Annotated in this window: 9 protein-coding genes; 5 read left to right on the forward strand and 4 right to left on the reverse strand. The window is 36.1% G+C overall.

The features are described from left to right. On the forward strand, positions 1–1957 hold a 1957-nt coding region (locus ACGHIN_RS11410; RefSeq protein ID WP_390453552.1), incomplete at its 5' end, for a tetratricopeptide repeat protein. Further along, positions 1936–3633: a DUF3857 domain-containing protein gene (locus ACGHIN_RS11415; RefSeq protein ID WP_390453555.1), complete on the forward strand. Its 1698-nt coding sequence runs from the start codon at positions 1936–1938 to the stop codon at positions 3631–3633. The genes ACGHIN_RS11410 and ACGHIN_RS11415, both read left to right, overlap by 22 nt. A 44-nt stretch (positions 3634–3677) precedes the next feature. On the opposite strand, the gene ACGHIN_RS11420 is transcribed toward ACGHIN_RS11415, so the two are convergent. Then, the gene (locus ACGHIN_RS11420) at positions 3678–4598 is read right to left on the reverse strand and encodes a bifunctional riboflavin kinase/FAD synthetase (protein ID WP_390453557.1); all 921 of its coding nucleotides are present in this window, start codon (positions 4596–4598) and stop codon (positions 3678–3680) included. Positions 4599–4802: 204 nt separating this feature from the next. Between ACGHIN_RS11420 and atpD the strand changes: the two genes are divergently transcribed. The 3 genes from atpD (at position 4803) to ACGHIN_RS11435 (ending at position 7590) form a co-directional block, all read left to right on the forward strand. Then, positions 4803–6311 (forward strand): F0F1 ATP synthase subunit beta, encoded by a 1509-nt coding sequence (gene atpD, locus ACGHIN_RS11425; protein WP_390453560.1) that lies wholly within the window; start codon positions 4803–4805, stop codon positions 6309–6311. A 96-nt stretch (positions 6312–6407) separates the two neighbouring features. Then, complete coding sequence (locus ACGHIN_RS11430; protein ID WP_390453563.1) at positions 6408–6689, forward strand: FoF1 ATP synthase subunit delta/epsilon; 282 nt, start codon at positions 6408–6410, stop codon at positions 6687–6689. Between the two features lie 79 nt (positions 6690–6768). Beyond that, the gene (locus tag ACGHIN_RS11435; RefSeq protein ID WP_390453566.1) at positions 6769–7590 is read left to right on the forward strand and encodes a hypothetical protein; all 822 of its coding nucleotides are present in this window, start codon (positions 6769–6771) and stop codon (positions 7588–7590) included. 59 nt (positions 7591–7649) lie between these two features. On the opposite strand, the gene ACGHIN_RS11440 is transcribed toward ACGHIN_RS11435, so the two are convergent. From ACGHIN_RS11440 to ACGHIN_RS11450, 3 genes are all read right to left on the reverse strand, one after another. Then, on the reverse strand, positions 7650–9845 hold the full coding sequence (locus tag ACGHIN_RS11440) for a B12-binding domain-containing radical SAM protein (RefSeq protein WP_390453568.1): 2196 nt from the start codon (positions 9843–9845) through the stop codon (positions 7650–7652). A 40-nt stretch (positions 9846–9885) separates the two neighbouring features. Next, positions 9886–10764 carry a DMT family transporter gene (locus tag ACGHIN_RS11445; RefSeq protein WP_123261549.1) on the reverse strand — a complete coding sequence of 293 codons (879 nt, stop codon included), beginning with the start codon at positions 10762–10764 and terminating at the stop codon, positions 9886–9888. A gap of 67 nt (positions 10765–10831) precedes the next feature. Beyond that, a complete protein-coding gene (locus ACGHIN_RS11450; RefSeq protein WP_390453632.1) occupies positions 10832–12103 on the reverse strand; it encodes an aminotransferase class I/II-fold pyridoxal phosphate-dependent enzyme in 1272 nt (423 codons plus the stop codon). Positions 12104–12167 lie beyond the last annotated feature (64 nt).

Here is a 12167-nt window from a genome sequence, read left to right on the forward strand (position 1 = left end):
AGTAGAAGCAAGAACCTATTATGATAAAAACTTAAAAGACCATAAACTAAAAGATCTGGAATCTCTTTTTCTGGATGCTTTAATTGAAGAAGAAAGCGGCGAGCTCATCTTTGATGAAACGTTTGTTAAGAATTTTATTACCCTTAAGCCGGAGCAAACGTATCTGTATCCTATTTTCAAAAAGAAATTTGTATTCGGAGACAGTGAAGACAGCAGTTTGGATGACTATTCTTATAAAAAAATCGACCTTCTTGAACAAGACGGGCTTTATGGAAGTTTACCTTTCATTCTGGAAGTTAAAGCGATATTAGACAGGCGAAGAAATAATCTTCAGGGAGCAGATAAAGCGATAGATAAGATTAAAAGAATTGATAAATGGCAATTCGCAGGTGTATTTGAAAACCTCAATGGAAGCGGGCTGTATAATGAATATGAACCTGAAACATATGCGAACAATGACAAGCTTTTCAATGCGAATAGCTTCGGAAATGTAGGGTGGTATAACAGAAAACATCCTTCCAATGACGGTTTTGAGTTTTTTATCAACGAACTGGAATACGGAAGAGGGATTGTGTATGCCCAGTCTTTTATAGAAAATCCGGCTGAAAGAAAGATCCTTTTAGAAGTAGATACCAATGCGGAGTTCAGGTTGTTTTTAAATGATACGGAAATCCTGTCAAGTACCAATGAAGGCTATACCAATCTGGGTGCACATTTAGTGGAAGTTACTTTACCTAAAGGGGTTAACAGGCTACTCTTAAAGTTTGATGCAAAGAATACGAGTAATGCTTTCATGGTTATTCCTTTTGATACCCATTATCAGAGAATTACCGATCTGAAATATTATAATACCTATCAGAATTACCAGAAAAGTTCGCCGGCCCAATTACAACCCAAGGAAATTCCCCTTCAGTTTGAAACATTCTTTAAAGAAAAGATCAGGCAAAACCCTGACAGCTTTTTCTATAAATACCTTTTGACCTCTGCGTATTTAAGTAATTTTCAAAACGATCAGGCTAAAGAATTAATCGATGATTTTCTGAAAACATATCCTAAATCCTCTCTTGTACAAGGTTTGCTCACCAAATATTATAATAACATTGAAGATTCGGAGAAAGTTTCAGAAGTGTTTAAGAATATCGAGCTCAATGATGCCGAATACTTTCTTGTTCCCATCATGAAAATGGGTGACTGGGATAAATTTGAAAATGCCTCCATTAAAGATATTGAGAAATACAGGGATGTATTGGCTAAAACCAAAGCTAAAAATATGTCAGAGTTCTTTGATGTAATTATAGCAATGAGAAACAGGGATATTGATAAGGTAAAAACGCATGTCAGTAACCTGAAAAAAAATTACGGGGTGAATGAAAAATTCTTTGCCGTATTTACTCCACTGGAAGATTTTGATAAAAAGGATCAGAGTGTTACCATTAAAAAATTTGAAGAAGCTTATGAAAAAAGATTGAGCCCGGATGTCATGGAAATGTTGTTCAGCTATTATCAGAAGGCCAATCGGGTAGAAGATCAGAAAAAGATCCTTAAAAAATACATAGAATTATATCCTTCAATCAACTCATTCAGAAGTCAGTACATTGCCCTGCTGGATGAGCATGCTCAAAATCAGGAAATAATGAAGGAAATAGAAGAGGCATTAGGCAATTTCCCTTATTCCTACACATTGCTTGCTGAAAAGGCTGAAAATCTGGCCAAGCAAAACAAGAAAACAGAAGCCGTAAAGTTTGCCAAGCTTGCCCTTTCTCATAACACGGAAAATGAAGATATGCATAAGCTGATAAGAGATCTGGATCAGGCAGAAGATGAGATCGATCAGACTGCTATTAAAGATCTGTATAAGATAATTGCAGAAAGAAGAAATAAAGGGACAAAAGCTAAAAAAGGGTTACCGTACTTCTGGATGAATATATTGCCAATGTGTATCCGGAAGGAGGATTGAAAAAAAGAAGTACCTATCTCTATGAAATTACTTCTGATAAAGGGATTGAGGAAATGAAGGAATACTATATCAACTATAATGATGATGTTCTGAAATCTGAGATCGTAAAACCGGACGGAAATATTATTCCGGGAGAAAAGTCCGATGATCAGATTGTATTCACCAATCTTGCTGTGGGCGATGTTATTCTTATTCAGAAAGAAAGCCTTGAAAGAAATGGTGGAAGATTTTATAAAGATTTTAATTTAAGCTCATACTTTAATTCGGAATATCCGGTAGTAGAATCTATTTTTACCCTGATAACCCCGGAAAGCATGAGCTACCAGGTGAAAAACAACAATAGAGAAATCAATTCCACTAAAAAGAAATCTGGAAACAAATTGTTCCAGACCTGGAAGCTTAATGATCTGCCTGAATTGGATCTGGAAGAATATTATGGTCCCAGTTTTTATGATGCCACCATTTCGGTAACGGCGAATTCTATTAAAACATGGCAGGAAATCGCCAATTGGTATGCTGATGTTACGAAAAAAAGTCTTGTTTCCGATAAAGTGGTGGAAAAAGCGTTTAAAGAAATATTTCCCCAGGGAGTCTCCGGAATGTCTGATACTGAGAAAGCAGAAAAGATCTATAACTATATTGAAAAAAATGTAACCTATAGCTCAGTGGATTTCCGTCAGAGCGGATATATTCCACAAAAACCATCCAAAACGCTGGTCACCAAATTAGGAGATTGTAAAGATCTTTCCACTTTGTTTGTGATCTTAGGTAACCAGGCTGGTTTGAAGTCCAATCTTGTATTGGTTCAGACGAATAATAATGCTCCACAGCTTCTTTTGTTGCCGAACCTGAACTTTAACCATTGTATCGTTAAAGTGAATCTTGATGGTAAGGAAACATATCTTGAAATGACGGATAAATATCTTCCTTTCAATGCAACGGTAAAATCCAATTATAAGGCGAAAGCATTGGTAATTAATGGCGGATCTGCCAATTTAATAGAGATTCCTGTTGACAATAATACTAGGTCTGTGTACAAAACGATCAGTGATGTAACGGTAAACGGAGATAATCAGAATTTCCTGACCAGGCAATATGTGACCGGGGAAACAAAAAGCTATTTCAATGATTTCTTCCAGCCGGAACAAACAGAAGAATTCCGTAAAAAAGCCATGGAAGAACAATATGGTTCCGTATTGGATAAAGTGATCAGTGTGAAAGGCATAAAGCTATTGGAAGGTAAAGACCTTACGGTAAAACCACTGGCGTATGAAATCCAGTTCAATGTAAATGATAAGCCGCAGTCTGTAGGAAGCCTGAAGATTATGAAAATTCCTTTTGTAACGAAGCCTTTTACCAAAGAGATTATTGCTACGGAAAACAGAAATACTGATATTCAGTACACCAAATATGAAAGACAAAACGAATATGTAGAAGAAGTATACCTGAATATCCCTGAGACCATGAAGTTTATTGAAATTCCGGAGAATAAGTCATTAGCCTACAATAATTTTAAATATGAGGTTAATTACGAACTGCAGAAAAATAACAGGTTGAAAATTACAAGAACAGCCATTACGCCTTGGGATAATATCAAAAAAGAACAGTATCCTGAATTTAAAAAGTTCGTGGAAGAAGCCATCAATTCAGAAAATCAGATTTTAGGATATAAATAATAAATAAAAAAAGCTTACCAATTTGGGTAAGCTTTTTTTATTTTTTAAAAATTGAATTCTTCTGTTAATCTTTTATCTTCATCAAGCCTTTCGATCAGCTTTTCAAGACCTTCAAACTTGATCTCCTCATGTAAAAAATCCCTGAATTTTACCGTGATCTTTTCATCATAGATATCCTCATTAAAATCAAGGATATACACTTCAACGGTTAATTTGTCTCCATTGACTGTCGGGTTGGTTCCCACACTCAGCATTCCTTTATATTGTTGGTCTTTCACAAAAACTTCAACAATATAAGCACCTTTTTGTGGTAAAAGTTTAATAGAATCCGTTTCGATGTTGGCGGTAGGATAGCCTATTGTTCGTCCGATCTTCTTTCCATGAGTTACGGTTCCGGAAACAGAGTAGGAGTACCCCAGCATTTCATTAGCTTCTTTGATCTTACCTGTTAAAAGAGCATTTCTTATTTTGGTGGAGCTTACATTATTTTCATGAATATTGATGGCTTCCATCTGTTCCACTTCGAAATCCAGTTCTTTGGATAGCTTCTGAAGCAATTCAAAATTTCCGCTTTTGTTTTTTCCGAAAGAATGGTCATATCCTATAATAAGGTATTTCACATTCAATTTGTCAATAAGAATCTGTCGCACAAACTCCTCTCCGGTAAGATTTCTGAATTCTTCATCAAATTCTTTCAGAAACAAATTATTGATGCCGTATTTTTCCATCAATAATGTTTTTTCATCCAATGTATTCAGCAATTTCAGATCTTCATTCGGGTTGAATACAAATCGCGGGTGAGGCCAGAAAGTAAGAACGGCAGTTTCCAGATTGTTTTCTGCACCTACTTTTATCAGCTCATCAATAATACATTTATGTCCAAGATGAACCCCGTCGAACATGCCTAAAGAAAGTGCCAAAGGTCTCTGAGAGGAATAATCGTTAAAATTCTTGAAAACTTTCAAAACGGAAAAAAATTTTGAGTGCAAATATAGAGATAATGTATCAATGTATCAATATGACAGTTTACCAATATTTTAACCGTTGGCATTGTTAGATTGCTAAATTGATACATTGGTAAACTATTAAAAAGTATGATAAAAATCTTTTTTTTACCAATTGTGGGTTTGTGAAGTTTCATTATATTTGCACCAAGAAAAAATTTAGCAATGGCAAACCAAATTAAAGGAAAAATTTCTCAAATTATTGGTCCGGTAATCGACGTAGTCTTTACAGAAGTGGAGGCACTTCCAAACATTTATGACGCGTTAGAAATTCCAAAAGGAAACGGTGAAAAATTAGTCTTAGAAGTAGAACAACATATTGGTGAAGATACAGTAAGATGTATCGCAATGGATGCAACTGACGGTCTTCAGAGAGGTCAGGAAGTAATCGGGTACGGAAACCCTATTACCATGCCAATCGGTGATGAAGTAAACGGAAGACTTTTCAACGTTGTTGGTGATGCTATTGACGGACTTCAAAATATTTCTAAAGAAGGAGGTCTTCCTATCCACAGAGAAGCTCCGAAATTCGATCAACTTTCAACTTCTGCTGAAGTTTTATATACAGGTATCAAAGTAATCGACCTTATTGAGCCTTACGCAAAAGGAGGTAAAATTGGTTTGTTCGGTGGTGCGGGTGTAGGTAAAACCGTATTGATCCAGGAGTTGATCAATAATATTGCAAAAGGACACGGAGGTCTTTCTGTATTCGCCGGAGTAGGCGAAAGAACGAGAGAAGGAAATGACCTTTTGAGAGAGATGTTGGAATCAGGAATTATCAAATATGGTGACGATTTCATGCACTCTATGGAAAACGGAGGTTGGGATCTTTCTAAAGTAGACTTAGAAGTAATGAAAGATTCTAAAGCTGCTTTCGTTTTCGGACAGATGAATGAGCCACCAGGTGCGAGAGCCAGAGTTGCCCTTTCAGGACTTACATTAGCTGAGTACTACAGAGACGGTGGAGAAAGTGGACAAGGTAGAGACGTACTGTTCTTCGTAGACAATATCTTCCGTTTTACACAGGCTGGTTCTGAGGTATCTGCACTTTTAGGTCGTATGCCATCTGCAGTAGGATACCAACCGACTCTTGCTTCTGAAATGGGGGCAATGCAGGAAAGAATTACTTCTACTAAAAACGGATCTATTACTTCAGTACAGGCGGTATATGTACCTGCGGATGACTTAACTGACCCGGCTCCTGCAACTACGTTTGCTCACTTGGATGCAACTACGGTACTTTCCAGAAAAATTGCTTCATTAGGTATCTATCCGGCGGTAGATCCACTGGATTCTACTTCAAGAATCTTAGCTCCTGAAATCATCGGAAATGAGCATTATGACTGTGCTCAAAGAGTAAAAGAAATTCTTCAGAGATATAAAGCGTTACAGGATATCATCGCGATCTTAGGTATGGAAGAACTTTCAGAAGAAGATAAATTAGTCGTTTATCGTGCAAGAAAAGTTCAGAGATTCTTATCTCAGCCATTCCACGTAGCGGAACAGTTTACAGGTATTCCGGGAGCTTTGGTAGACATCAAAGATACGATCAAAGGATTCAACATGATTATCAATGGTGAATTAGATCACTTACCGGAAGCTGCTTTCAACCTGAAAGGAACTATCGAAGAAGCTATTGAAGCCGGACAAAAAATGTTGGCTGAAAACGCTTAATAAATTAGACATAAGATTTTTAGATGAGATGAGAGACATGTAATGTTTATCAAATCTTTTAATCTTCAATCTTTTAATCTTTTAATCTAAATTAAAATGAATATAAAAATTTTAACACCAGAATACGTAGTTTTTGAAGGAGAAGTAGAATCTGTATTGCTGCCGGGAAAAAATGGTGAATTCCACATCATGCAAAACCACGCAGGAATTGTTTCTTCTTTAACGGGTGGTAAAGTAAAATTATATGCCAAGTCTTTGAACGAAGCTTATGCTAAATATTTTACCAAAGAAAATGAGAAAGATTCTGTATTTTCTTATCCTATCAAAAGCGGTGTTGTAGAATTTAATCATAATAAAGGAATTATCCTTTGTGAATAATTAAATGAAAAGCTAAATATATTTTCAAGAAAGTGTAACTTTGTTACACTTTTTTTATGCCATGTAAAAATCTGATTTTATGAGGAAAAGTACAATCATATTCTTTACAGTTTTGGGTATTCTCCTCAATGCTCAAAATATTAAAACCAAAAGAGGAATTATAACAATAGACGGAATTCACGTTGCAAAAATATCCAATAAATCCAGTGAATATACTTTCATGGACTTAAAGGAGACACCGATTTATACTATTGAGTTTGTTGACAAAAGCATAGTAGATTCTGTACGGGACAGTTATATTAAAATCAATAGAATTTATAATAAAGATAAAATCCTGGAATTAGACTATATTTCTCCTTCCGCATTCTCAGGAGAAGAAAAGTCTGCAGTATTTACCTCTGTTAAAGGATTGAAAATTATTGATAATAAAGGAATCAATATCAAAAATCTGGATGAACTTTTTACTAAAGCTCCCAAAAGGAATCTGGATGCCAAAACTAAAGAAGCCTATTCGGTAAGAAGTAAAATTGATAAACTGAATATTACGGTCAACAATGTAGGAGAAATATTGAGTAATGGTAAACCGGTAGGATACTTCACCAATTTGCCGGTGAGCTTTGGTTCTGAAGATACCATCACCGACAAAACCTTTATGGACATTGAAATCTATGATGCTAACAGCAAGTATATTGGCAGATATATTACGACAACCAAACAATTGAAAACGGCAGGTGGAAAAGTTTTTACCCTTTACAGGGAAATGTCCGGAAGAGCTTCCATCCTGAAATTCCCTACCTACAAAGCTATCGCAGAGAGAATGGCCATCATGGATCCCAACTTTATTAAAATTCAGGGAAAGCTGACGACGGGGCCGGTAACAAAAGAAGGTACTGAAAAATAAAAGTCTCATTGACGATATTTAAAATAAAAATTCCGGAAAACAATTCCGGAATTTTTTATTTACAAAGTCAGAATAACCCCATTATCTTTTAGCTGTTGCATCGGCTTTGAGAACCAGAACAGTTCAAAATCGTCAAAATTTTCTTCAAACTGGATCTTAAGTTGTTGAAGTGTAATCTTTTTCTCGTTTTCTATAGAATGTTCAGCAAGTATTTTTATCAGCCATTCTGCTTTTTCCTGCTCCAAATCTACATTGACGATGTTGGTTTTTAAATGGAACGTCAATCGCGTATACGGCCAGGAGGTTTTCTTTTTTGGTTTTACGTAATTCTCAGCGATTACGTTTTTATCCGGGAAAATGATTTTTGAATTTCCCTTAAAATTAAATTGGTCATCTTCCAAAAGACAGTCGTGAATATAATCCGGATGAATGGTCGTTCTCGGAATTTTGAAATCAAACCAATCCTGTAAAGGAATTTCAAAATTAATTCCATGCATATAATTGAAGAGAGATTTTCTTAATCCGAAACTGAACTTGCTATGATCAACTCCTGTTTTATCTTTAAAATCAACATCATTGTTAGCAAACAGAATTTCCTGCTTCATTGGTATCACACCAAACTCCTCAGGATTCAAACCTACCGGCGAATGAGCGGTCATCGCAAACTGATGCCAGAAAGCACTTTGCATAATTCCCATTTCAAACATCTGCCTTACCATTTCCAGAGAATCCACGGTTTCCTGAACGGTTTGGGTAAGGTAGCCATACATCAGATATGCATGAACCATAATTCCGGCTTCCGTAAAATTTCGGGTTACCTGCGCAACCTGTTCTACAGAAACACCTTTATCAATTAATTGTAACAATCGGTCACTTGCCACTTCAAGACCTCCTGAAACCGCTACACAACCTGAAAGCTTCAACAAGAAACATAAATCCCGGGTAAAGCTTTTTTCAAAGCGGATGTTGGTCCACCACGTTACAACCAATTTTCTTCTCAGGATTTCCAACGCAACTTCTCTCATCAAAGCAGGTGGAGCGGCTTCATCTACAAAATGAAAGCCTGTTTCTCCGGTTGTTTGGATAAGTTCCTCCATTCTGTCCACCAGAATTTTGGCGGAAATAGGTTCGTAAATTTTAATGTAATCCAAAGAAATATCGCAGAATGTACATTTTCCCCAATAACATCCGTGAGCCATGGTAAGCTTATTCCATCTTCCGTCGCTCCATAAACTGTGCATCGGATTGGCAATTTCAATAACGGAAATATATTGGTTTAACAACAGATCAGAATAGTCAGGAGTACCGATTTCAGCCTGCTTATAGTCATGTCTTTTAGAATTGTTTTTATAAGTAACTTTTTTATCTTCAATTAAAAAGGTCCTTTTAAATTGAGTTTCTTCGTTTTGTTCAGACTGACAGATATGTTGATGAAGTAATTCAATAGGCAATTCTCCGTCATCCAAGGTGATGAAATCAAAGAATTCAAAAACTCTAGGATCTTTAACTTCTCTGAGTTCGGTATTTGGGAAACCGCCTCCCATAACGGTTTTAATATGAGGATAATGTTCCTTAATCAATTGTGCACATCGGAAACCGGAATATAAATTCCCGGGAAAAGGAACGGAAAAACAAACCAGTTTAGGTTGAATAATATCCAGTTTTTCCTGAAAAATTTTTAAAGTGATCTGATCAATAAATGTTGATTCGCCCGAAAGCTTTGAATACAATTCATCAAAAGAATTGGCACTTTTTCCTAAACGTTCTGCATATCGGCTGAATCCGAAATCAGGATCGATATGTTCAACAATATAATCAGATAAATCTTCTAAATATAAGGTAGCCAAATGTTTCGCCTTATCCTGCAAACCCATATTTCCGAATGCAAACTCCATATCATCCAGTTGATTGAAGCGGGAAGCTTCCGGAAGAAAATTCATGCTGCAAATCTGTCTTGCTAAGGTTGGATTTTTTCCCTGGAGAAAGAAAATAACCTGATCTATGGTTTTAATATACTCTTCCCTTAAAGCAAAAATTCTTTGCGAATTTTCCGAAACCGTTTTCAGATCAATTTTTGTATTAAAAACCTTCTGAAGTCCTTCTGTTGAAAATAATTTCAAGATCACTTCAATTCCCAGATCCATCTGATAGCTGGATATATTTTTGGTATTCAGAAAACCTTTAATATAAGCAGTCGCAGGATAAGGGGTATTCAGCTGGGTAAAAGGCGGAGTGATAAGAAGCAGATCTTTCAACAGTAAATTTTTTGCAAAGTTATTTTAAATATTCCAGATTTTAATGATGAACGGCTTTTTTGCTACCCGCAAGAACATTCAAGATAACTCCTAAAAGAATCAGGACAATTCCAAGGAATAAATTGAAAGTGAATTTTTCATCAAACATCAAAACACTTACCATAACCGCAACCACAGGTTCCAAAGCTCCTAAAATAGCGGCAGGAGTGGAGCCTATACTTTTAATTGAAAAAACAAGGCACAATGTGGAGATTACAGTCGTAAGAAGTGCAAAGACAACAAAATTAAAGAATACTGTTACAGAAGGGATCGCAAAAGATTCTTGTCCTATCAACGATTTAATCATGAAGAATAAAGAAGTGAAAAGCATGGAATAGAAAGAAAGCTTAAATCCTGAAACCTTACTATTTGACTTGTTGACAATAATGATATAAAGCGCATAAAAAAGAGAGCTTAACATCACAATTCCTAATCCTGCAAAATTGATTTCTAAGCCTTTTCCTTTTAAGCATAAAACAATTACTCCGGCAAAAGCAAGAAGTAACGAGAGAATAGAAAGCTTTGTGAGTTTTTCCCTATAAAAGAAAAACATGATGAGTGCTACAATAACCGGATAAATGAATAATACCGTGGAAGCAATCCCCGCAGTAAGATAATCATATCCTAAAAATAAAAACTCCGAAGAAAGCGCATAGCAGATCCCAAGTATAGCCAGAACAATTCCTTCTTTTTTATTGATGGAAAAATTTTCTTTGGAATACAATAAATATCCGCCGATCATTAATGCTGAAAAGAGAAATCTGTAAAACAGAGTAATATCCAATGAAAAATGGGCCTGTTTCACAGGTAAGATAAAAATCGGAATTAGTCCGTATGATACCGATGAAATAATTCCTAACGCATAACCCTTAAACTTCATGGATGATTGTATTGGCTTTGAAAATGAGACATAAAAAAAACCACTGATGAACAGTGGCTTTTATTTATTAGATTGGTTTGAAGCTCAAACCTTGCTCTTGTAATAATTTTTGTTCCTGTTCCTTGTAATATCCGCTTACCAGTTTATCGTGGATCGCTTCAAATGCTGCAAGTGTTTCATTGATTTCCGCATCGGTGTGAGACGCTGTAGGAATTAATCTCAATAAGATCATTCCCTTAGGAATTACCGGATATACTACGACAGAAGTAAAGATTCTGTAGTTTTCTCTTAAATCTTTCACCAAAAGAGTAGCTTCTACCGGAGTTCCCTGCATCATAACCGGAGTTACACAAGTATTGGTATCTCCAATATTGAATCCTCTTTCTCTAAGTCCGTTCTGCAGTTTATTCGTATTTTCCCAAAGCTTAGCTTTGATTTCAGGTCTTGTTCTCAAAAGCTCCAATCTTTTTAATCCTCCGATTACCATTGGCATCGTTAAAGATTTAGCGAAGATCTGGGATCTTAAGTTGAATTTTAAATATCTGATGATTTCTTTATCCCCCGCTAGAAAAGCTCCGAAACCAGCCATAGATTTAGCGAAAGTAGAGAAGTATACATCGATCTGATCCTGACATCCCTGTTCTTCACCAGCTCCGGCTCCTGTTTTACCAAGTGTACCGAATCCGTGAGCGTCATCTACCAATAATCTGAATTTGTATTTGGATTTAAGCTCGCAGATTTCTTTTAATTTACCCTGCTGTCCTCTCATTCCGAAAACTCCTTCCGTAATGACTAAAATTCCTCCTCCTGTTTCTTCCGCTACTTTAGTCGCTCTTTGAAGGTTCTTTTCAAGGCTTGCAATATCATTATGCTTATAGGTAAATCTTTTTCCTGCGTGTAATCTTACCCCGTCAACGATACAAGCATGAGAATCTACATCATAAACGATCACATCATTTCTGCTTACTAAAGCATCAATGGTAGAAACCATTCCCTGGTATCCGAAGTTTAATAAATAAGCGGATTCTTTCTGAACGAAATCTGCCAATTCTCTTTCTAACTGTAAATGTTGTTCTGTTTCTCCGGACATAGCTCTCGCTCCCATAGGATAGAACATCCCGTATTCAGCTGCAGCTTTGGCGTCGGCTTCTAATACTTCAGGGTGGTTACACATTCCTAAGTAATCATTGGCACTCCAGAAAATAACTTCCCTTCCCTGAAACTGCATTCTTGGTCCGATAGGCCCTTCCAGCCTTGGGAAAATAAAATAACCTTCACCGTAATCTGCAAACTGTCCAAGAGGTCCTGGATTTTCTTTTATTCTTTCAAAAATATCCAACATTTTATTAAGTAATTTTTAAGTAAAAAAGCCTTTATGATCTACAAAAAGGCTTGATTTGTAT

Origin of the sequence: Chryseobacterium barbadense, assembly GCF_042849955.1 — a bacterium.
Classification (GTDB): domain Bacteria; phylum Bacteroidota; class Bacteroidia; order Flavobacteriales; family Weeksellaceae; genus Chryseobacterium.

Bases quoted from the DNA above. Each gene is read 5' to 3' on its own strand.
- atpD (WP_390453560.1), top strand. From the start codon at position 4,803: ATGGCAAACCAAATTAAAGGAAAAATTTCTCAAATTATTGGTCCGGTA.
- ACGHIN_RS11430 (WP_390453563.1), top strand. From the start codon at position 6,408: ATGAATATAAAAATTTTAACACCAGAATACGTAGTTTTTGAAGGAGAA.
- ACGHIN_RS11435 (WP_390453566.1), top strand. From the start codon at position 6,769: ATGAGGAAAAGTACAATCATATTCTTTACAGTTTTGGGTATTCTCCTC.
- ACGHIN_RS11445 (WP_123261549.1), bottom strand. From the start codon at position 10,764: ATGAAGTTTAAGGGTTATGCGTTAGGAATTATTTCATCGGTATCATAC.